Source organism: Brevibacterium samyangense, assembly GCF_039529845.1.
In the GTDB taxonomy this organism is placed as follows: Bacteria; Actinomycetota; Actinomycetes; order Actinomycetales; family Brevibacteriaceae; genus Brevibacterium; species Brevibacterium samyangense.
This window is the reverse complement of record NZ_BAAANO010000005.1, coordinates 172,878-193,816: the sequence shown is the minus strand read 5'-3', so window position 1 is coordinate 193,816 and position 20,939 is coordinate 172,878. Positions and strand designations below refer to the sequence as shown.

At 70.5% G+C, this 20,939-nt stretch carries 23 protein-coding genes; 6 read left to right on the top strand and 17 right to left on the bottom strand.

Features of this window, described 5'->3' with window-relative positions:
- Nucleotides 1-147: 147 nt before the first annotated feature.
- Nucleotides 148-726 carry a hypothetical protein gene (locus tag ABD172_RS03160; RefSeq protein WP_344306861.1) on the bottom strand — a complete coding sequence of 193 codons (579 nt, stop codon included), beginning with the start codon at nt 724-726 and terminating at the stop codon, nt 148-150.
- A 244-nt stretch (nt 727-970) separates the two neighbouring features.
- On the opposite strand from ABD172_RS03160, the gene ABD172_RS03155 reads away from it, so the two are divergent.
- The gene (locus ABD172_RS03155) at nt 971-2,146 is read left to right on the top strand and encodes a glycosyltransferase family 4 protein (RefSeq protein WP_344306859.1); all 1,176 of its coding nucleotides are present in this window, start codon (nt 971-973) and stop codon (nt 2,144-2,146) included.
- Between the two features lie 72 nt (nt 2,147-2,218).
- Here the strand turns inward: ABD172_RS03155 and ABD172_RS03150 are convergent, their stop codons facing one another.
- The 10 genes from ABD172_RS03150 to ABD172_RS03105 all read right to left on the bottom strand — a co-directional run bounded on the left by ABD172_RS03150 (nt 2,219) and on the right by ABD172_RS03105 (nt 10,750).
- On the bottom strand, nt 2,219-2,581 hold the full coding sequence (locus ABD172_RS03150; RefSeq protein ID WP_344306857.1) for a CHY zinc finger protein: 363 nt from the start codon (nt 2,579-2,581) through the stop codon (nt 2,219-2,221).
- Nucleotides 2,578-3,198 carry an energy-coupling factor transporter transmembrane component T family protein gene (locus ABD172_RS03145; RefSeq protein WP_344306855.1) on the bottom strand — a complete coding sequence of 207 codons (621 nt, stop codon included), beginning with the start codon at nt 3,196-3,198 and terminating at the stop codon, nt 2,578-2,580. Before ABD172_RS03145 ends, ABD172_RS03150 begins: the two co-directional genes overlap by 4 nt.
- Nucleotides 3,195-3,935, bottom strand: coding sequence for an energy-coupling factor ABC transporter ATP-binding protein (locus ABD172_RS03140; RefSeq protein WP_425546646.1), 741 nt, complete (start codon nt 3,933-3,935; stop codon nt 3,195-3,197). The genes ABD172_RS03145 and ABD172_RS03140 overlap by 4 nt, the downstream gene beginning before the upstream one ends.
- Nucleotides 3,932-4,603: a biotin transporter BioY gene (locus ABD172_RS03135; protein WP_344306853.1), complete on the bottom strand. Its 672-nt coding sequence runs from the start codon at nt 4,601-4,603 to the stop codon at nt 3,932-3,934. Before ABD172_RS03135 ends, ABD172_RS03140 begins: the two co-directional genes overlap by 4 nt.
- Nucleotides 4,604-4,798: 195 nt before the next feature.
- Nucleotides 4,799-6,439, bottom strand: coding sequence for a glutamine-hydrolyzing GMP synthase (gene guaA, locus ABD172_RS03130; RefSeq protein ID WP_344306851.1), 1,641 nt, complete (start codon nt 6,437-6,439; stop codon nt 4,799-4,801).
- A 75-nt stretch (nt 6,440-6,514) separates the two neighbouring features.
- A complete protein-coding gene (locus ABD172_RS03125) occupies nt 6,515-6,946 on the bottom strand; it encodes a DUF3817 domain-containing protein (RefSeq protein ID WP_344306849.1) in 432 nt (143 codons plus the stop codon).
- Nucleotides 6,946-7,860 carry an SURF1 family protein gene (locus ABD172_RS03120; protein ID WP_344306847.1) on the bottom strand — a complete coding sequence of 305 codons (915 nt, stop codon included), beginning with the start codon at nt 7,858-7,860 and terminating at the stop codon, nt 6,946-6,948. Before ABD172_RS03120 ends, ABD172_RS03125 begins: the two co-directional genes overlap by 1 nt.
- 8 nt (nt 7,861-7,868) lie before the next feature.
- On the bottom strand, nt 7,869-9,002 hold the full coding sequence (locus tag ABD172_RS03115) for a GuaB3 family IMP dehydrogenase-related protein (protein ID WP_344306846.1): 1,134 nt from the start codon (nt 9,000-9,002) through the stop codon (nt 7,869-7,871).
- Between the two features lie 63 nt (nt 9,003-9,065).
- Nucleotides 9,066-9,602: a DinB family protein gene (locus ABD172_RS03110; RefSeq protein ID WP_344306845.1), complete on the bottom strand. Its 537-nt coding sequence runs from the start codon at nt 9,600-9,602 to the stop codon at nt 9,066-9,068.
- A complete protein-coding gene (locus tag ABD172_RS03105) occupies nt 9,599-10,750 on the bottom strand; it encodes an alcohol dehydrogenase catalytic domain-containing protein (RefSeq protein ID WP_344306843.1) in 1,152 nt (383 codons plus the stop codon). Before ABD172_RS03105 ends, ABD172_RS03110 begins: the two co-directional genes overlap by 4 nt.
- Before the next feature lie 81 nt (nt 10,751-10,831).
- On the opposite strand from ABD172_RS03105, the gene ABD172_RS03100 reads away from it, so the two are divergent.
- Nucleotides 10,832-11,416: a MucR family transcriptional regulator gene (locus ABD172_RS03100; protein ID WP_344307052.1), complete on the top strand. Its 585-nt coding sequence runs from the start codon at nt 10,832-10,834 to the stop codon at nt 11,414-11,416.
- A gap of 10 nt (nt 11,417-11,426) precedes the next feature.
- Here the strand turns inward: ABD172_RS03100 and ABD172_RS03095 are convergent, their stop codons facing one another.
- The 4 genes from ABD172_RS03095 to thiM are packed head-to-tail and all read right to left on the bottom strand — an operon-like array spanning nt 11,427 to nt 14,750.
- On the bottom strand, nt 11,427-12,191 hold the full coding sequence (locus ABD172_RS03095) for a TenA family protein (protein ID WP_344306842.1): 765 nt from the start codon (nt 12,189-12,191) through the stop codon (nt 11,427-11,429).
- Nucleotides 12,188-13,096, bottom strand: a complete 909-nt coding sequence (gene thiD, locus ABD172_RS03090) for a bifunctional hydroxymethylpyrimidine kinase/phosphomethylpyrimidine kinase (RefSeq protein WP_344306840.1) — start codon at nt 13,094-13,096, stop codon at nt 12,188-12,190. The genes ABD172_RS03095 and thiD overlap by 4 nt, the downstream gene beginning before the upstream one ends.
- The gene (gene thiE / locus ABD172_RS03085) at nt 13,093-13,809 is read right to left on the bottom strand and encodes a thiamine phosphate synthase (RefSeq protein ID WP_344306838.1); all 717 of its coding nucleotides are present in this window, start codon (nt 13,807-13,809) and stop codon (nt 13,093-13,095) included. The genes thiD and thiE overlap by 4 nt, the downstream gene beginning before the upstream one ends.
- Nucleotides 13,806-14,750, bottom strand: a complete 945-nt coding sequence (gene thiM, locus ABD172_RS03080; RefSeq protein ID WP_344306835.1) for a hydroxyethylthiazole kinase — start codon at nt 14,748-14,750, stop codon at nt 13,806-13,808. The genes thiE and thiM overlap by 4 nt, the downstream gene beginning before the upstream one ends.
- A 247-nt stretch (nt 14,751-14,997) precedes the next feature.
- On the opposite strand from thiM, the gene ABD172_RS03075 reads away from it, so the two are divergent.
- From ABD172_RS03075 to ABD172_RS03060, 4 genes are all read left to right on the top strand, one after another.
- Nucleotides 14,998-15,840 carry an acyl-CoA thioesterase gene (locus ABD172_RS03075; RefSeq protein ID WP_344306833.1) on the top strand — a complete coding sequence of 281 codons (843 nt, stop codon included), beginning with the start codon at nt 14,998-15,000 and terminating at the stop codon, nt 15,838-15,840.
- A 60-nt stretch (nt 15,841-15,900) separates the two neighbouring features.
- Nucleotides 15,901-16,236, top strand: coding sequence for an MFS transporter (locus tag ABD172_RS03070; protein ID WP_344306832.1), 336 nt, complete (start codon nt 15,901-15,903; stop codon nt 16,234-16,236).
- A complete protein-coding gene (locus ABD172_RS03065; protein WP_344306831.1) occupies nt 16,236-16,718 on the top strand; it encodes an MFS transporter in 483 nt (160 codons plus the stop codon). Before ABD172_RS03070 ends, ABD172_RS03065 begins: the two co-directional genes overlap by 1 nt.
- A 108-nt stretch (nt 16,719-16,826) precedes the next feature.
- Nucleotides 16,827-18,020: an MFS transporter gene (locus ABD172_RS03060; protein WP_344306829.1), complete on the top strand. Its 1,194-nt coding sequence runs from the start codon at nt 16,827-16,829 to the stop codon at nt 18,018-18,020.
- 164 nt (nt 18,021-18,184) lie between these two features.
- On the opposite strand, the gene guaB is transcribed toward ABD172_RS03060, so the two are convergent.
- Together guaB and ABD172_RS03050 are read right to left on the bottom strand one after the other, a co-directional pair.
- Complete coding sequence (guaB, locus tag ABD172_RS03055) at nt 18,185-19,684, bottom strand: IMP dehydrogenase (protein WP_344306827.1); 1,500 nt, start codon at nt 19,682-19,684, stop codon at nt 18,185-18,187.
- 180 nt (nt 19,685-19,864) lie between these two features.
- Nucleotides 19,865-20,917 (bottom strand): pseudouridine synthase, encoded by a 1,053-nt coding sequence (locus tag ABD172_RS03050; protein WP_425546650.1) that lies wholly within the window; start codon nt 20,915-20,917, stop codon nt 19,865-19,867.
- Nucleotides 20,918-20,939 lie beyond the last annotated feature (22 nt).

Genomic DNA, 20,939 nt, shown 5'->3' with positions numbered 1-20,939 from the left:
TGCGCCCGGCGACGACCGTGCGCACCGGTGCGCCGACGACCCGGGCGAGCGCATCCTCGAGGGTTCCCTGGACGGTCCGCAGCCCCGGCTGGGTCGCCCACCCGTGGAAGCCGGTGCCGCGATAGCCGAGGTCCATGCGGAAGCGTGTCACGTGTGGGCCCCGATGACAATGAGGGCCCCCGCGCTGCGGTAGCGCAGAACCGGCATCACCGGGAAATGCGCGCGGAAGACGAACGACAGCGGGCGGTTCCGGCGGGACGAGTAGGCGTGCACGCTGTGATTGTAGTAACGGGCAGCCGCGGCGAGGCGGACCTCGAGCGCACCGAGCTGCGGCACGAAGCCGGCAGCGGGAGCCTCGGCCCGGGTTCCGGACCCCTCACCGAGCAGGGCGACGAGGGTGTTCGACAGCGCGGATTCGGCGGCGGAGAGCTCCTGCGCGCACTCCGCGGTGCACGGGCCGTCCACAGCGGCGCGCCGCGCACGTTCGGCGCGGGCGAGGACGGCGGCGAGGGCGTCGGCATCGGCGGCGCGTCCGTTCTCCCTCAGGACGCAGACGACGGAGCTCACGACGACATGACGCTCACGGCAGACCGCACCGAGTTGCCGCAGGGCCTCCTTGCAGAGGTCGCGAGCGAGGCACAGGGAGTTGAACCGGACCGAGCCCACCCACGCGGCGATCGCGAGGACGAGAACGACGCAGACGATCATCGGGGCGATCCACAGCATGCGTTCTCTCCAGTCGTCGGCGGGCGGCTTCGAGGTCCCTGCCCACGGACGCTCGGACACGCGGACAGCCCGACCGAGTTTACAGTCCGTTCACAGACAGTTTCCACCCACGCAGCGCAGCACTCCCCGCGTTCACCCCTCAAGCGTCCTTGTCGAGTCGAGAGCCTCCGATTTCACCTCGGAGCACCCGAGATGTCACCTATGGATTCCGCGGATTTCAACTCCGGGGCGTTGTCTGGAAGTCGTGAGAGTAGCGGTGGTTGCAGAATCCTTCCTCCCCCAGACGAACGGTGTCACGCACAGTGTGGTGCGGGTCCTCGAACACCTCGCGGAGCGCGGTGACGAAGCGGTCGTCATCGCTCCCGGGTCCCGGCGCGACGGCCCCGCCGAGGTGCACGGCGCCCGCATCGTCCGTGTCCCGTCGTTCGCGATGCCGAAGTACCGGAAGGTCCGCGTGGCCCCCGGCGGAGTCGCCCGGATCCGCCGCCTGCTGTCGGATCTGGATCCGGATGTCGTCCACCTCGCGTCCCCCTTCGTCCTCGGGTGGCGTGCCGTCCTCGCATGCCAGGACCTCGGCCTGCCGTCGGTGGCCGTCTACCAGACCGAGGTGCCGGCCTACGCGGCCCGTTATGGCATGCACGGCCTCGAACAGGCACTGTGGACACACGTGAAGAACATCCACCAGCACGCGTCCCTCACGCTCGCCCCGTCCTCGTACACGATCGACCAGCTGCGCGCGCAGGGCGTGCAGGACGTCCGCCTGTGGGCCCGCGGCGTCGACTCCAGCCGGTTCGATCCCCGGCACCGCAGCGAGGAGTGGCGCAGGCGGATCGTGCGCCCCGGTGAGAAGATCATCGGATTCGTGGGGCGCCTCGCGGTCGAGAAGCAGGTCGAGGACCTCGTGGCGCTCGCGGGGATCCCGAACACGCGCCTCGTCATCGTCGGCGAGGGGCCGCAGGCACCGCGCCTCAAACAGCTGCTGCCGGACGCACATTTCACCGGCTTCCTCGGCGGTGACGCCCTTGCGCGGGCGGTCGCGAGCTTCGACGTCATGGTCTCCCCCGGTGAACTCGAGACCTTCTGCCAGACGATCCAGGAGGCGATGGCCTCCGCGGTCCCGGTCGTGGCCCCGGCGCGCGGCGGTCCGCTCGACCTCGTGAATTCCTCGCACACGGGGTGGCTGTACGCACCGAAGGATCTCGCCGGGATGCGCAGTTACGTGCAGGACCTCACCGGCGACGACGCGAAACGCCGCGCGATGGGCCGCACCGCCCGTGAGACCGTCCGCGGTCGCTGCTGGAAGAGCGTCTGCTCACAGCTCATCGGGCATTACGCCGCCGCCATCGAGAATCCCGCACCGCAGGTGCTCGGTCGTTCGCTCACCGGCTTCCCCCGGTGGGCGCAGGACCGGGTGGGCTGAGCACGGACCGGGGCCGGGCCGGAACGAGGGAGACCTCCGCACCCGAGGCGCCCCGTCCGGACCGAGGCACGCTCACACCCCGAAGTACACGGGGGCGTGCAGCGCGCACCCGGGGTTGAAGACCGCCCCGCAGCCGGAGCACCCCCGCGCACCGAGGTAGTCGGTGATCAGCAGCGTCGTCCCGCACATGCGACACAGCACGGCGTGCTCATCGTGCCGGTGGCGCGGCCACGGGCGGATCGGGTGGTTGCTGACCTCGTCGTGGCAGTGCAAGCACGGAAACCACTGATCGCAGCAGAGGAACCGGATCGCGATGACGTCGAACGGGCTGTTCCAGTGCCCACACCCGAGGCGCCCCACGAGTTCCGGAACCGGGTCACCGGAGCAGCTCGGCGCCTCGGGCCCGGCCGAGGCGCCCGCCGACTCCACCCTCACCCCTCCTCGTCGAGGCCCCGGGCCTCGAGCGCCCGTCCGGTCTGCTGGGCGTGGACGACGGTGCCGAGGACGACGGGTACCGTGCGTGCCCGGACGCTCCGTTCGATTCCGCGCGCTCGCGCACTGTCCCGCGCAGTCCGGGCGAGGCCTGCGAGACGCGGGACGCTCCGCACCATGAGGACGGCGGCGAGTCCGACCCGCGCGGGCCGCACACCGAACACTGCGAGGGGGCGGGCGAGGGCGGTGAACACGCCCAAAAGTTCCGTGAGCGAGGTCGTCACGAGGACGAGGCCGGCGGCGAGGACGCACACGAGGATCGTGCTCGTGACGTCGAGCGCGGCCTCGATGCCGTTCACGAGGACGTGGAAGACCGCGAGTGCGAGGACGAGGATCCACACGGCGCGGAGTGCGGAGAACAGGGCCCGCGCGGGGATCCTGGCGCTGAACCCGAGCCCGAGGACGACCGTGCACACACCGAGGTTGAGCCACAGGTCGCGGAACGCGAGCACGAGAACGCTGAGCCCGGCGAGCACGAGGAACTTCAGAAGCGGCGGTGCGCGATGCAGCCACGTGTCGATCGGCAGATAGCGGCCGAGGAGTGTCGCGCGGGGTTTCACACCACGCCCGCTTGCTGCCGGTACTCGGCGACCACCTCGGCCGGGTCTCCGTCCGCGACGATACGCCCGTCATCGACGAGCAGCGTCCGGGCGGCGTCCTGTGCCACGTCGAGGTCGTGGGTGGTGAGGAGGATCCTCAGGCCCCGCGTGTCGACGAGCGTGCGGAGCGTCCGCCGCAGGAGCTCCCGGTTGCGGAGGTCGAGGAGCGTCGTCGGTTCGTCGAGGACGAGCACCTGCGGATCGACCGCGAGCACCGCCGCGAGGGCGACGAGCTGACGTTCACCGCCGGAGAGTTCGGTGACGCTGCGCTGCGCGAGGTGGTCGACGGCGAGTTCGGCGAGCACCGCGTGGGCCCGCGCGGTCCGCTCGGACGAGTCCTTCACCGCCCGCCGGAGCGACAGTTCGACGTCCTCGAGCGGGGTCGGCATGACGAGCTGCGCGGCGGGGTCCGTGAAGACGAATCCCACGTTCCGCCGGACCGCGGCTCCCTCGCGCACCGTGTCGATCCCGTCGACGAGCACCCGTCCCGCACTCGGTCGGGTGAGTCCGTTGACGAGCGTGAGCAGGGTCGACTTCCCGGAGCCGTTCGCACCGATGACGCTCGTGAACGGCCCGTCGAGCGAGAGGTCGATCGGGTGGAGGATCGTCCGCGGGACGAGCGCGGGGGCAGTACGCGGGCCTCCCGGCGTCTCGACGAATTCCTCGACGACGACCGAGGCGCCCTCGAATCGGATCACCGGGTCGGCTCGGATGCCGGGGAGCCCGGGCCTGGTGTGCCGGTGGTCCCGGGGGCCGTGCCGGCACTCCCGGCTGCAGTGGCGGAGCTCCCGCCGACGGCCGCTGCGGACCGACGGACGAGCACCGCCGGGAACGCCCGGTGCACGAGGGTGGCGAGGAGCGCCGAGAGGATGCACTTGACGAGGTCACCTGGCCAGAAGGGCATGTCCGCGAAGAATGCGGTCCGGAGCTCGAGGCCCGCGTTGAGGCTCATCCCGAGGATGCCGAGCGGGTGGGTGGTGAGGAAGCTGCTCACGAGCGCGCCGATCGCGAGGACGACCGTGAGGCGCGTGCCCCGGAATCGGCGGACCGCGAACCGGGCGACGACACCGCAGAGCAGCGCGAACAGCGGGAAGGCGAGGAGGTAACCGACGGTCGGGCCGGCGAGGACGCCGAGCCCGCCGGAGAAGCCGGCGAAGATCGGGAGGCCGACGAGGCCGAGGGCGACGTAGAGCGCGGCGGCGAGGGCGCCTCGGACGGGGCCGAGGACGAGGCCGCACAGCGCGACGCCGAGGGTCTGCAGGGTGATGGGCACGCCGGCGCCACCGACGGGGATCGCCGGAACGGCCGCGAGTACCGCGATGAGAGCCGCGAAGACGGCGACGTAAGCGAGGTCCTGGGAACGCATGGTGCACACTGTACCTGAACAGTGTTCAGGACGGCATTGCGGACCCGCACCGGCCTCTCGGCGGGAGCACCGCAGGACGCTCGAACCCCCTGTCACCACTCCGGAGAACGGGGCCGGTGACAGGGGGTTCGGGCACTCACGGGGAGTGCCGGGCGGAGCGCCTCACAGCACTCCGCGGGCAGCGAACGAGCTCGCTCACTCCCACTCGATGGTGCCCGGGGGCTTCGAGGTGATGTCGAGGACGACGCGGTTGATCTCGTCGACCTCGTTCGTGATGCGGTTCGAGATCTTCGAGAGCGTGTCGTAGGGAACGCGGGTCCAGTCGGCGGTCATGGCGTCCTCGGAGGACACCGGACGCAGCACGATCGGGTGGCCGTAGGTCCGGCCGTCGCCTTGGACGCCGACCGAGCGGACGTCCGCGAGGAGGACGACCGGGCACTGCCAGATCTCCCCGTCGAGGCCGGCGGTGGACAGTTCCTCACGGGCGATCGCATCCGCACGACGGAGGATGTCGAGGCGCTCCTCGTTCACCGCACCGATGATGCGGATGCCGAGGCCCGGGCCCGGGAAGGGCTGACGGGACACGATGACCTCGGGCACGCCGAGCTCACGGCCGATCGCCCGGACCTCGTCCTTGAACAGCGCACGCAGCGGTTCGACGAGTTCGAACGTCATGTCCTCGGGCAGGCCGCCGACGTTGTGGTGGCTCTTGATGTTCGCGGTGCCGGCACCGCCGCCGGACTCGACGACGTCCGGGTACAGGGTTCCCTGGACGAGGAACTCGATCGGTGCGCCGTCGCCCTCGGCGGCCTCGGCCACGAGGTCCGCGGCGGCCTGCTCGAAGGTCCGGATGAACTCACGACCGATGATCTTGCGCTTCGACTCCGGATCGGTGACGCCGTCGAGCGCACCGAGGAAAGTCTCCCGGGCGTCGACGGTCACGAGGCGCACGCCGATCGAGGACACGTAGTCCTCCTCGACCTGCTTGCGCTCGTCCTGACGGAGGAGGCCGTGGTCGACGAACACGCAGGTGAGCTGGTCGCCGACGGCCTTGTGCACGAGCGCGGCGGCCACGGCGGAATCGACACCACCGGAGAGACCGCAGATGACCTTCTTGTCACCGACCTGCTCGCGGATGCGGGCGACCTGCTCGTCGATGATCGAGGAGTTCGTCCAGTCGGCGTCGAGGCCGGCGACCTCGTAGAGGAAGTTCTCGATGACCTTCTGGCCGTACTCGGAGTGGAGCACCTCGGGGTGCCACTGGACTCCGGCGCACTTGAGATCGGTGTTCTCGAAGGCGGCGACGGGGGTGCCCGGCGTCGAGGCGAGAATGGCGAAGCCCTCGGGTGCGGTGTCGACCGAGTCGCCGTGGGACATCCACACGGTCTGCGACTCCGGCTGCCCGGAGAGGAGTGCACCCTCCGCGGCGACCGACATCGGGGTCGACCCGTACTCGCGGTTGTCGGTGTGTGCGACGGAACCACCGAAGTTCGTCGCCATCACCTGGAAGCCGTAGCAGATGCCGAGCATCGGGACACCGAGGTCGAAGACCGCCGGGTCGAGGCGCGGGGCACCCTCGGCGTAGACCGACGAGGGTCCACCGGAGAGCACGATGGCGCGCGGTGCACGCTCGGCGAACTCCGCGGCGGTGGCGGTGTGCGGGATGACTTCGGAGTACAGGCCGGCCTCGCGCACGCGGCGCGCGATGAGCTGGGCGTACTGGGCACCGAAGTCCACGACGAGAACGGGCGGAACCGCCGTGCTCGCGGAGGCGGTGCTCGCGGGCGCAGTGGCCGTGCCGTCGGCAGCAGGCGTGCCGGTGGAATCTGAGGTCATGATCTCGATTCTAACGGTGGGGGCGGACCGGGACGGACGGCTGTGAGCCGCTTCACGCCTCGGCGGTGGAGGGCCTCAGGACTTCAGTGCGACGACGACCGCGTCCTCGAGGGCCTGCTCCGCCTCCTTGTGGAGTTTCGACTCGAGGACGAAGGACATGATGGGCACGACGCCGGCGAGCGCGAGGAGTATCAGGCGTCCGAGGGACCACTTCATCTGCATGTTGAGCCACACACAGGCGATGAGGTAGACGACGTACACCCAGCCGTGGGCGATCGGCACCGCGGACCCGAGGTCGAAACTGCCGAACACGAGCGCGTCCGGGTCACCGCGGAACACGATGTACTTGAAGATCATCTCCACGCACATGACGAGGAGCATGCAGCCGGTGATGATCGCCATCGGCCGGTAGAACCGGAGGGCGGCCCTCGCGGAGGTGAAGCGGTTGACGGTCCAGACGTTCGCGTCGTCGAAGTCCGGGCGGATGTCCTGCGGATCGGAGGCCATCACGGACGTCCTTCCTGTCGGGGCGCCTGGCGCCGTTCGTCGGGAGTGTTCGGGGTCGAGAGATTCTGCGCCAGGTTCTTCTGGCCGGCGGGTTTGACGACGACGAACTCCTGCGGTCCGTCCTCCTCGTCCCGCTGCCGGAGGTACGCGTCGCGCAGCAGCCGCCACCAGATGTAGATCGCGAAGCCGGCGAAGAACAACCACTCGGCCGCATACGCCGCGGACTGCAGGTCGATCCCACCGGACTCCTGCTTCTCGAGGCCGACGTTCACGAGCCCGCCGGTCGCGGCGGACGCCCCGGCTCCGGACTCCGTCTCCGGGAAGACGTAACCGGAGTACGTGAAGACGTCGAAGTCGTTGACGAGCTGCGGTGCGGACACCGTCCGCACCTGCCCCTCGCGCAGTCCGTCTGTGTTCTCCGGCGCTTCGTTGGGCCCGAGGCGCCCCACGAGGGTGACCTCGCCCGTCGCCGCCCGCGAGTGCATGGCGAGGTCCTCGTCCGCGGTCCAACCGCGGACCACGGGAACGGCGATCGGGGTGTCCGCATAGGCCGGATCGTTCGCCACGTCCTGGGCTTCCTCGCCGAGGCGGGCGCCGTCCGGGGCGAACATCGTCACCACCCAGAAGCCTTCGGTGCCGTCCTGGTAGCGCTCCGTGACGACCACCTGCATGTCGGGCAGGTAGTGCCCGGTCATCTCCACCATCTGGTCGGAGAGGTACCCGGGCATCGGCACCTGGGCGTCGAGCACCTCGGTGAACGGACGGACCGTGTCGACGTCCTGGGCTGCGGTGACGTCGTTCTTGTGCTGGGCACGACTCACCTGCCACGCGGACAGGCCGACGAAGGCGGTGACGAGCACCAGGACGAGCGCCAGGAACCCCAACCAGCGTGGGGTGAGTGCGAGCCGGAGCATGGTCCGGATCAGACCTCCGCGTGGGTGGAGTACGGGGTGACGACGACGTCGACGCGCTGGAACTCCTTGAGGTCCACGTAGCCGGTCGTCGCGAGGGCACGGCGGAGCGCGCCGGCAAGGTTGACCTCACCGATCGCGGACTTGCCGGGCCCGTAGAGGAGCTGCTCGAGCGGTGCCACGGAACCGATCTCCACGCGGCGGCCGCGCGGCAGGTTCTTGTGGTGCGCCTCGTGACCCCAGTGGAAGCCCTGGCCGGGTGCGTCCTCCGCACGGGCGAGAGCAGCACCGAGCATGACGGAGTCGGCACCCATCGCGAAGGCCTTGACGATGTCGCCCGAGGTGCCGAGGCCACCGTCGGCGATGACGTGGACGTAGCGACCACCGGACTCGTCCATGTAGTCGCGGCGGGCCGCGTGGACGTCCGCGATCGCGGTCGCCATCGGGGTGTGGATGCCGAGGGTGCGGCGGGTGGTCGAACCGGCGCCACCGCCGAAGCCGACGAGGACACCGGCGGCACCCGTGCGCATGAGGTGGAGGGCCGCGGTGTACGTGGCGGCACCACCGACGATGACGGGCACGTCGAGTTCGTAGATGAAACGCTTGAGGTTGAGCGGTTCGTCCCCGGTGGACACGTGCTCGGCCGAGACCGTGGTGCCGCGGATGACGAAGATGTCGACGCCGGCGTCGACGACGGTCTTCCAGTGTTCCTGAGTGCGCTGCGGGGTGAGCGAACCGGCCACGGTCACACCGGCGTCGCGGATCTGCGCGATCCGGGCGGTGATGAGCTCGGGCTTGATGGGTTCGGCGTAGATCTCCTGCATGCGTGCCGTCGCCTGCTCGGCGGGCAGCTGCGCAATCTCATCGAGGTACGGCTGCGGGTCCTCGTACCGGGTCCACAGACCTTCGAGGTCGAGGACGCCGAGGCCACCGAGCTTGCCGAAGGCGATCGCGGTCTCCGGGGACATGACGGAGTCCATAGGGGCGCTGATGAAGGGGAGATCGAAGTGGTAGGCGTCGATCTGCCACTCGATCGACACGTCCCGCGGGTCACGCGTGCGGCGTGCCGGAATGATGGCGACGTCGTCGAGTGTGAATGCGCGACGGCCGCGCTTGCCTCTGCCGATCTCGATTTCGATGCTCACCCGACCAGGGTACTCGACACGCCCGTGGGAGTGCCCGCCGACGAACGCACGCCGACCACGAGCTCAATCCCCCACGACCCCGTCGATGTCCTCGCGCAGGAGGTCCGCGTGGCCGGCGTGGCGGGCGTACTCCTCGATCATGTGCACGAGGATCCAGCGGATGCTGCGGGGGCGGCGCCTCGGGCGGGTGGAGTCCTCCACGAGCCGGTCGAGATCGGCGGCGGTGAGTTCCGCCTCGATCGCCCGTGACCGTTCGACGTTCTCCCGGTACACCGCGCGGATCGTCTCGGGTTCCATGTCCGCGGCGATGTGCCAGTCCCAGTCGTTGTCCTCGTCCCACGGTGCCGATGCCCAGGGCTCCGTCTCCGGATTGCCCGCCACGACGTGGTTGATCCAGTCGTCCTCGACGAGCGCGAGGTGCATGAGCAACCCGCCGAGCGTCATCGTCGACGACCCGACCCGGCGCGCGAAACCGGCGGCGTCCAGCCCCTCGCACTTCCGGTACACCACGGACCGGTGGAGGTCGAGGAATCCCCGCAGGGTCGTGAGCTCGTCCGCGGCGAGATCCGGTTCCGTCACTTCGGTGAAGGAGAACGTCATGATTCCGGCTCCTCGAACAGCACGATCTGCCGCACCGCCCGCCCCTCCGCAAGGGTGTCCATCGCGGTATTGATGTCCTCGAGGCGCAGGGTGTCGGACACGAGTTCCTCGACCGGCAGGTTCCCGCTTCGCCACAACTCCTCGTACTTCGGGATGTCCCGGGCCGGCACCGCGGACCCGAGGTACGAACCGACGACGGTCCGCGCCTCCGCGGTGAGCGTGAGCGGCGTGATCTCCGAGAGCGCCTCGGAATGCGGCAGCCCCACGGTCACCGTCGTCCCTCCGACGGCCGTCGCCCGGAACGCAGTCTCGAAGGCACGCGGGTGCCCGGCCGCCTCGACGACGACATCCGCGCGCACCCCGTTGTCCGCGAGCTCCTCCGGCGAGTACACCTCGTGCGCCCCGAGCTCCCGCGCCCGTTCGAGCTTCTCCGGGTTCGCATCGACCCCGATCACCGTCCCGAGCCGGAGCCCGATCGCGGTGAGCAGGGCCGCCATCCCCACTCCCCCGAGTCCGACGACCATGATCGAATCGCCCTCCTCGGGCTGCCCCGCGTTGAGCACCGCCCCACCGCCGGTGAGCACGGCGCACCCGAGCGGCGCCGCCACCTGCGGCGGGACGTCCGTCCCGACCTCGACGACGGAACTGCGGTGGAGCACCGCATGGGTCGCGAAGACCGAGGCGCCGAGGTGGTGGTGGAGGACCGGCGCCTCGGCGGCCGGACTCACCTCGTGGAGACGGGTCTCCCTGCTCCCGCCCGAGAAGTCGCCCGGCAGGAAACCGGCGTTGTTGCTCGCAGTGCCCGGAATGCACGGGAGCTTGCCGTCGGTGCGGCAGTGCGCGCATCCGCCGCATCTCGGGAGGAAGACGGTGACGACATGTGCACCCGGCGCGAGGTCGGTCACGCCCTCCCCCACCTGTTCGACGATGCCCGCACCCTCGTGTCCGAGGAGCATGGGGACGGGCCGCGGACGGTTGCCGTCGACGACGGAGAGATCGGAATGGCAGACACCCGCGGCGGTGAGGCGGATGAGCACCTCGCCGGGTCCCGGCGGGTCGAGCTCGATCTCGGTGACGTCGAGCGGACGGCTCTCGGCGTAGGGGCGGGAGGCTCCGATCTCCCGCAGGACTGCTCCACGGATGCGCATGATCCGAGCCTACGAGACACCACTCACACCCGATGTCCTGTTTACGGCCGTTCCGTGCAATTCCCAGCATGAGTATCGGGCCTGCACGACGGGCTGCTGCTGTGCCACGAATGCGGACGCGGATTCAAGAATCTGTGCCGTCACGTGCGCATGAGCCACGGACTCGGTTCCCTCGAGTACCGCGAGGCCCACGGCCTCGATGTGAAGGCACCCCTCCTCGCACCGTCCGTCATTCTCAACATGCGTGAGGCCGCCACCCGCCGCCACGCGCGCACCCCGAACCCCGAGAGCGCCCTGTCGACGCACAATGCGCTCGACGCCCACTCGCCCTCGCTCGGCGAGGAGTTCCTCGCGTCGCTCGCCCACACGCTCGCCGCCGCTCCCGACGCCCGACTGCCGCACGACACCCGGGAGCGCATGGCCCCGTGGACGAAGCCCTCCCAGTGGGCACGACATGCGCGCCTGTTGTTGGACGCCGGTGCCACGACCGCTGGGCTCGCGGACCTCTTCGGGGTCCAGGAGTCCGCGGTCGTGTACCGGCTCAAGCGCTATCCCGACCGCTCGCGCCACGGCGTCGCCTGCGCGGTCATCGGGTGCGCGCGGTCCATCTACAAGGAAGGGCTGTGCAGCCGCCACGCGGCGCAGGCCGACTACCGCGACGCCTGAGCGCGGACTCTCAGCGTCCCCAGTTCTCGCGGGCGTGCGCGGAGTTCCAGAAGCGGTACTCGAACGCGGTCGCGCGGACGAACGCCTCCTCCATCGCGGCCCGGACCGCGCACCCGGACTCGCCGTCGCCGGCCTCGGCAGCCACGCGTTCGTAGATCGCCACCGCGCCGTCCACCGAGGCGTCGAACTCCGCGGAGTCGTAGGTCTCCACCCATGCGCGGTACGGGTTCGCCGCGGACACCGCGCCGGGCCGGGCGACGAGCACCTTCCCCACGTGCGCGTACACCCAGAAGCACGGCAGGACCGCCGCGACCCCGACCGCATAGGGCGCCGTCGCCGCCTGTGCGACGACGAACGACGAGTACCCGGCCGTCGTCGGCGAGGGAATCGCGCCCAGCCCGGCATTCACCTCCGCCTGCACCTCGGCGAGAGCGGGGGCGAACCGGTCCTCGGCGAGCAGCGCCTCGTGCATCTGCTGTTCGACGACGAGCGAATCCGCCGCCGCGAGTGCCCAGAACCGCATGTCCGCAGGCTCGGGCGCCCGGGCCGCGAGCAGACTCATCGCCTGCGCGTACTGCCCGAGGTAGTACTCGTCCTGGAGCAGATAGTTGACGAACGGGGCTTCTGCGAGCGTCCCGTCGGCGAGCTTTGCGAGGAACGGCAGCCCCTCGATGTCGGCGACGACGGGCCGGACCCGTTCCCACACCCGCTGCGAGTACGGACCGGCTGCGTAGTCACGCAGCGGTGCCGATCCATGACCGATCGCTGCACTCACGAGCGCACCCACCTCTCGACCTCCGGCCGGATGTCGACAAGGTGGTCGACCGGCCCGTGGGCGCCCTCGGGGTCCCGCGCGAGCTGCCAGTCCGCGGCCGAGGCGATCGCCCGTTCGAGATAGTCCCGCGCCTGTTCGACGGCCCGGGTGAGCGGCACGCCGGCCGCCGTCCGCGCGGTCACCCCGGCGCTGAGCGTGCACCCGGTGCCGTGCGTGTTCGCGGTGTCGATGCGCGGGCTCATGAACTCACGGACCTCGGCGGAGTCCGGGGAACCGGGTTCCCCGTGGACGAGGACGTCGACGAGTTCACCGGAGTCGAGGTGCCCGCCCTTGAGGAGGACAGAACGCGCACCGCGGGCCACGAGTTCCCGTGCCTGCGCGCGCATCCGTGCCGGGGACGTGGCCTCGGGGACGTCGTCACCGAGGAGGAGGGCCGCCTCGGGCAGGTTCGGGGTGATGAGGCCCGCGAGCGGGACGAGCCGGGAGCGGACCGCGTCGACCGCATCCGCGTCGAGGAGGCGGTGACCCGAGGTCGACACCATGACCGGGTCGACCGTGAGGAACCCGAGGTCCCGGGACTCGATCTCGTGGCACACGAGGTCGACGAGTCCCCGGGTGCCGAGCATGCCGGTCTTCGTCGCATCGATGTGCATGTCGCCGGCGACCGAGGAGAACTGGTCGCGCACGAAGTCCTCGTCGATCCCGTACACCCGCTGCACGCCGTGCGTGTTCTGGGCGACGAGCGCCGTGATGACGGTCGTGCCGTACGCCCCGAGCGCGGTAAAGGTCTTGAGGTCGGCGTGGATGCCGGCGCCGCCGGACGGGTCCGTCCCCGCGATCGAGAGCGCGACCGGTGGGTTCGCGGGCGGGTTCGTGTGCGGGCTCACCGCGGCGTTCCCACTCATGCCCCGTACGCCTCACGCAGTGCACGGGCCGCGGCCCGTGGGTCCTCGGCGAGGCAGATCGCGGACACCACGCAGATGCCCTCGACCCCGGTGCCGCGCAGCTCGGGTGCCCGCGCGACGTCGATCCCGCCGATGCCGACGCTCGGGATCCCCGCCTCGGCGGCGAGGTCCCGCAGCCGGGCCGGGCCGATGCCCCCGGGCGCGTCCTTCTTCGTCGTCGTGTCGTACACCGGACCGATGCCGACGAGGTCGACGACCCCGGTCTCCCGCGCGATCCGGAACTCCTCCGGGATGGCGGCGGACAGGCCGATGAGCGGCTGCGTCCCGATCGCCTCCCGGACGAGAGCCGGACCCATGTCCGACTGTCCCACGTGCACGTGCACGAGGTGTCCTGCCGCGTTCAGCTCTGCGGCCACCGGCACCCGGTCGTTGACGAACACCGGCACGGGCCGGTCGATGCCCTCGCGATCCCGGACGGTCTCGACCGCATCGAGCACCTCGAGCGTGAGCGCGAGGAACTCGGAGTCGGAGACGTCCTTGTCGCGGACCTGGACGACATGGGCACCGCCGGCCACCGCCTCGGCGACGGTCGCGGCGACCGACCGGTTCACGGACGCGCACTGGGCGGAGTCGGTGACGAGGTAGAGCGTCGGGTCGATGCCCGGCAGCCGGACGTCCAGCGCACTCGTGCCCGGTGAGGTCTGCGCGCTCATGCGGGCACCCCCACGGTGGTCGCGGTGATCTCGACGGCGTCGAGGTCCTCGTCGGAGACCTCGTACAGGGCGTCGAGGAACGTGACGGCGAAACTGCCGGGCGCCTGCGCCCGCTCCCCCGCCCGTGCACCTGCCGCGGCGAAGTGCGCATGGGCGGCGACGACTGCCTCGAGCGCGGCGTCCGTCGCGGTGCCGGGGGCCCGCAGCACCCCGGTGTCCACCGCCGAGGCGCCCTCCCGGACCCGATGTCCGGCCGCCTTCGCAGCCCCGAGGTAGGCGGCGACGACGCCGCCGAGGGAGCACCCGGTGCCGATGACGAGGGGCATGAGGGCGCTGCCGCCGGCCACCCGGACGACGGTGGCCTCGGTCGGTGCCGTCTCGGCGGACGTCCCGGTGCCCGGCCGGGCGAGGACGATCGCGTCGACCTCACCGGAGACCGCGACGACGCCACCGGTCCGGGCGGACAGGAGCGCGGCGGCGGGCAGGACCGCGTCGACGGAGTCCGTCGAGTCGACGCCGCGGCCGCCCAGTCCCATTCCGGCGAGCGCCGCGACCTCGGACGCATTGCCGCGGACGGCGGTGGGGCGGCGTTCGGCGGCGGCGCGGATGCGGCTCGTGCGGTAGTCGACCGCGCCGACGCTCACGGGGTCGAGGACCCACGGGGTGCCGATGTGGTTCGCGACACCGATCGCCGCCTCGGCGCCGAGGAACTGGTGCGAGGTCGCGGTGCCGTAGTTCACGAGGATGCCGTTCGCGAGTCCTGCGAACTGGGCGGCATCGGCCTCGTGGTCGAGCATCGCCGGGGAAGCGCCGGTCGCGAGCAGCACGTTCGCGGTGAACTGCTGGACGACGGTGTTCGTGATGCACTGGACGAGCGGTGTGGTGGTGCGGACGCGGCGGTGCGCCGCTGACATGTCGAATGGGTGCGCAGAAGCAGCCATGACCATCCCTTCGCTGGTATTAACCGAGATCAGGTTCGACGGGTGTGTTCTCAGCCGACCGCGCGTGGTTCGTCGGAACCGGTTCGTGCAGAACCGTGGTTCGAACGGAACCTCGTACAGGACCGGCACCCCGTGTCACTGCCGGACACTCTACTGCGTGCGCGTCCGGGTGCGTGTGCCCCTCCGGGATTCCGGCACGTGACCCCGGTCACCGGCTGCGTCCAGGGCTCCGGCTAGGATCGCGGTCATGACCGAAACCCACCCTCACGACGACGTGCTGTTCGGAGGAGGAGCGCCCCTCGTGGGATCGTTCCTCGACCTCATGGAACTCGAGGAGATCGACCCGAACATCTTCCGCGCGAACTACGTGTTCGACGAACCCTTCGCGCTCTACGGCGGCCAGGTCGCCGCGCAGGCCCTCCTCGCCGCCGCCCGGACGATCGAGGACGGCGCCCGCCAGCCGCACTCCCTCCACGGGTACTTCCTGCGGCCCGGCAACGCGTCCCAACCGACGGTGTTCCAGGTGTTCCGCGACCGGGACGGCCGCTCGTACTCGGCCCGCCGCGTCGTCGCCCTCCAGGGCGGCAAGGTCATCTTCAACATGTCCGCGTCGTTCACCTCGGGCTCGGACTCCCCGGACCTCCAGGGGCCGACCGCCGCTGCCGAGGGTCCGATCCGCAAGGGCACCCCGACGTCCATCCCGCGCATGTTCTCCTTCGAGGGACTGTCGACCGACCAGGTGTACGAGGTGAGCGACTACCCCGTGCGGTTCTGGGCTCGGTGCACCGAGGACCTCGGCGACGACCAGCTCATGCACACCGTCGCACTCACGTACCTCTCGGACATCTCGAGCGGCCTCGGGGCGTTCAACTCCGACGAGTACAAGAGCGCCTCGAGCCTCGATCACGCGGTGTGGTTCCACCGGCCGGTGAACATGAACGAGTGGACGCTCGTCGACTTCCACCCGCGATCGGCGGCCCGTGGTCGAGGCCTCTACACCGGGGACATCACGACGGACGACGGCACGCTCCTCGCCTCGGTCGCGCAGGAGACCCTGTACCGGTACCTCCACACGTCCTCGCTCGGGTGAGCGGACGGGTCGGGTGAGCGGTGACGCCCCCGCGGCGGCGTCACCGCATTGTGCATCGCGGTGACGATCAACTGGGGCATCCTCTACTACGCGCTCCCCACCGCCGTCACCCCGATCGCCGCGGACACCGGGTGGTCGCCCGCACTCATCACCGGGGTGTTCTCCGCCGGTCTGTTGCTCTCGGCCTTCCTCGGGGTGCCGCTCGGGCGGCTCCTCGACGTCCGCGGGCCCCGTGCCCTCATGACCGGTGGCGCTCTGGTCGGCGTGGGCGCCCTGCTCCTCGCCGCGTGGTCGCCGAACCTCCTCGTCTTCACCCTCGCCTGGCTCCTCGCCGGTGCAGCCCAGGCCGCGACCCTCTACTCCAACTCACGCTGCTGCTCGCGAGCTTCGCGATGATGACCCTCACCGTGAACACGATCCCGATCCTCGTCGAGCGCGGCGCGGACTACGGGCAGGCAGCCGTCGCGCTGGGACTCGTCGGGGTGGGGCAGGCGGTGGGGCGCCTCGGCTATCCGCTGCTCGCGGTGGGCGGGCACCCGCGGTGGCGGACCGTGCTCGTGTACGCCGGTGGGGCGGTGTTCGCCGCGGGTCTCGCCGCGGTGCCGGGGCCGCTGTGGTTGCTCGTCGTCCTCGCAGTGGCGGTGGGTGCCGCACGCGGGTGCGACACCCTGCTGCGCGCGACCGCGGTGTCCGATCGCTGGGGTACCCGGAACTTCGGCGCGATCAACGGGCGATTCACGCTCCCGCTCACGATCGGCGGGGCACTCGCTCCTGCGGCCGGGCCGGTCGTCGCGGAGCTCGTCGGCGGGTACGCGAGTATGACGGTCGTGATGGCGGTGCTCATCGGCGCCTCGGCGGTGCTCGCGGTACGGACGTGAGGGTCGTGCTCGATGCGGGAACGTTGAGGAATCCCTCGGCGACGTGTCTCCCCGTAGGAAACGGGGGCGGGGACACCGGCGGAAACACACGCGGATTACGGTGAGACCATGAACGCCTCGGGAACACGCGCCGACGACCGCCCGCGCGGCGGGCTCACCGCCCTGTGCCTCGCGGTGACGATCAATTGGGGCATTCTCTTCTACGCCTTGCCGACGGCCGTCACCCCGATCGCGGCGGACACCGGGTGGTCGCCGACGCTCATCACCGGGATCTACTCGTGCGGGCTCGTGCTCTCGGCGGTCCTCGGTGTGCCCGTCGGCCGGTTGCTCGACCGGACCGGCCCGCGCGCACTCATGACCGGGGGCGCACTCGTCGGCACGGCTGCATTGCTGCTCGCGGCGTGGTCACCGCACGTCCTCGTGTTCACGCTCGCGTGGTTGCTCGCCGGGGCCGCCCAGACCGCGACGCTCTATCCTCCGGCGATCGCCGTCATCACCCGCTGGTACGGTGCCGAACGCGTGCGGCCCCTCACGGCACTCACGCTCTTCGGCGCGTTCGCCTCCACCGTGTTCTCGCCGATCACGGCGTTCCTCGTGGAACACCTCGGGTGGCACGGGGCGTTCGCAGCGCTCGCGGGGATCCTGCTCGTCACGTCGGTGCCGCTCCACTGGTTCTTCCTCAATGCGCACTGGACGGACGCCCAGGCGACGACGCACCGGCAGACGCCCGCGGATGCCCGGGCACACGTGCGGGCTATCGCCCGGCGGCCGCGGTTCGTCATGCTCCAGGCGGTGATGCTGCTCGCCGGGTTCACGATGACCGCGGTGACGATCAACATCATCCCGTTGTTGCTGTCGCGGGGTATGGAGTACGGACTCGCGGCCGTCGTGCTCGGGCTCGTCGGGGCCGGTCAGGTGATCGGTCGACTCCTGTACCCGCTGCTGTCGTTCCGCGGCAGGCCCGCTGCCCGGACCATCCTCGTCTACGGCAGTGGTGCTGCGTGCCTGTGGGGGCTCGCGCTCACGCCCGGTCCGCTGTGGTTGCTGATCGTGCTCGCGATCGCCGCCGGTGCCGCCCGCGGCTGCGACACCCTGCTGCGCGCGACCGCGGTGTCCGATCGCTGGGGCACCCGGAACTTCGGGGCGCTCAACGGCCGGTTCTCGATGCCGCTCACGATCGGCGCGGCCCTCGCCCCGGTCGCCGGCCCCGCGATCGCAGGGTGGGTCGGCGGGTACGCACTCATGGCGGTGGTGATGGCCGGTGGGCTCACTGTGGCGGCGGTGCTCGCGGCGCGGACGTGAGCGAACCCGACTCGGCAAGGGATTCGGGGAGGACAACGGAATCCGTTTCCGTTCCGCCAGAAGGCAGGCGAATCGATTTTCCTGGAGGAATCCGTTGCCGAAACGGCCCGAGGCGCCGACCGGCTGTGTGCCGATCGGCGCCTCGGGCGTGGCGCCGGAACCCCTTACTTGCTGCGGTAGTTCGGGGCCTCGACGGTCATCTGGATGTCGTGCGGGTGGCTCTCCTTGAGGCCCGCGCTCGTGAGGCGCACGAAGCGCCCCTTCGCCTTGAGCTCCGGGATCGTGCGGGCACCGACGTAGAACATCGTCTGGCGCAGACCACCGGTGAGCTGGTGGGCGACGTTCTTGAGCGCACCGCGGTACCCGACGCGCCCCTCGACGCCCTCGGGGATGAGCTCGGTGTCGGTCGCGACGTCGGCCTGGAAGTAGCGGTCCTTCGAGTACGACCGGCCCTTGCGCGGCGCCATCGCGCCGAGCGAGCCCATGCCGCGGTAGCTCTTGTACTGCTTGCCGTTCACGAGGATGAGGTCTCCCGGGGACTCGTCGGTGCCGGCGAAGAGCGAGCCGAGCATGACGGAGTCGGCACCGGCGACGAGTGCCTTGCCGATGTCGCCGGAGTACTGGAGGCCACCGTCGCCGATGACCGGCACGCCGGCCTCACGGGCGGCGAGGGAGGCGAGGTGGATCGCGGTGACCTGCGGGACGCCGACCCCGGCGACGATGCGGGTCGTGCAGATCGAACCCGGTCCGACGCCGACCTTGATCGCGTCGGCACCGGCGTCGATGAGCGCCTGCGCACCCTCCCGGGTGGCGACGTTGCCGCCGACGATCTGCACGTCCTTGAACGCGGGATCACCCTTGAGGGAGCGGATCATCTCGGTGACACCGCGGGCGTGACCGTTCGCCGTGTCGACGACGAGGACGTCCACACCGGCCTCCGCGAGGAGCCCGGCACGTTCGGCCGCGTCACCGTAGAACCCGACGGCGGCGCCGACGAGCAGGCGACCTGCGCCGTCCTTCGACGCGAGCGGGTACTCCTCGCTCTTGACGAAGTCCTTCACGGTGATGAGGCCGCGGATGACGTTGTTCCCGTCGACGATCGGGAGCTTCTCGATCTTGTGCTCGGCGAGGAGGGCGTACGCATCCTCGGGCGAGACACCGACCGGAGCGGTGACGAGGGGCATCTTCGTCATCGTCTCGCCGACCGTCGTGGTCGCGAACTGCGAGGGGGACACGAAGCGGAGGTCGCGGTTGGTGACGATGCCGACGAGGACGTCGTTCTCGTCGACGACCGGCAGGCCGGAGATCCGGTACTCACCGCAGATGCGGTCGAGCTCCTCGAGGGTCTTCTCCGGGGTGATCGTGAGCGGGTCGTCGATCATGCCCGACTCCGAGCGCTTCACCCGGTCGACCTGCTCCGCCTGGTCCTCCTTGGAGAGGTTGCGGTGGATGATGCCGATACCGCCGATGCGTGCCATCGCGATGGCCATGCGGGCCTCGGTGACGGTGTCCATGGCGGCCGAGACGAGCGGCAGGTTGATGTCGAGTTCGCGGGTCAGACGCGTCCGCGTGGACGCCTCAGAGGGGATGACGTCCGTGTCGCCCGGGAGCAACAGGACGTCGTCGTACGTGAGTCCGGTGAGCGCGAAGGGATCCTCCGCCATGCCTGGTACCTGCTCGGCCATCGAAAAAGCTTCCCCTCCGCAGATGGTTCTGGTTGAGTCAATGGTAGTGCCGGGCCGCGTGGCCGCCCGGGTGAGTTCGCTCTCGCCGGCGTGAAATCCCGCACACCTTCCGCATTCGGGACCCCGGGCCGTACCGGCAGCGCTTTTCACGCCCCTCCGCTATGCCCGCTCCGGGTCGAGCCGCATCCGGCTCACGAAGACCCGGTCCTCCCCCGTGAGCGGGTCCGTGAACTCCACCCGCTCGGCCAGCAGGGCGAGGGTGTGTGTGAAGTCGTACGGGTCCGGGTTCCGGTCGACCGGGTACACGGGGTCACCGAGCAACGGCATCCCGAGGCCGTTCATGTGCACCCGCAACTGATGGGTCTTCCCGGTGTACGGGTGGAGGACGAACTCCCCCGCCCATCCGCCGCGGTGCGCGAACACCCGCACGAGGCGGATCCCCGTGTGCGTGTTCGGCTCCCCCGGGATCTCGAGGACGTTCCGCTGCCCGTCGATCTTGAGCAATCGCGTCCGCCGGTGGACCTCCGGCCCGCCTTCCACGAGCCCGAGCGGGAGTTCCTCCCCCGGGCGCCATCCCTCCGGAAGACGAGCGAGTGCCCGATACGTCTTCCGGATCCGCTTCTGCTGGAACAGCACCTGATACTTCCCCCGGGTCTCCGGTCGCCGCGAGAGCACGAGGAGTCCCCCGGTCACCCGGTCGAGGCGGTGGATCGCGACGAGGTCGTCCTCTCCCCGGTCCACGCGCAGCCGGGTGACGACGCACTCGCGCACGAACATCCCGTTCGGGGTGCTCGCGAGGAAGTGCGGCTTGTCGACGACGAGGAGGTCGGCGTCCTCGTGGACGATCCCGACCTCGAACGGCACCCGGTCCTCGTACGGGATCGGCTTGTGGAAGAAGTAGAACCCACCGGGGAGGACCGGGTCGTCGAGGGCGACCCGCCGTCCGGTCTCGTCGGTGAGTTCTCCTGCGGTGACGAACCAGTCGAGGCTGCGGAGCGCCTCGGCGGCGGGATCGGCACTCCCGGCGGCGGCGAGGAGTGCCTGCTCGCGGTGGAGCACCTCGGGCACGACGGTCTCCGCGAGCCACTGCCGGACACTGCCGGGCACCGGCAGATGGGCGCCCTCGTGCGTTTGCTTGCCGCCGGGCGCCCGCAGGCGGGCGGCGGAGATCCCCTCCCGAGGCGCCAGCGGGCGGATACCGCGGTACGTCATGCGGGTGCCCCGCCGGACGCGG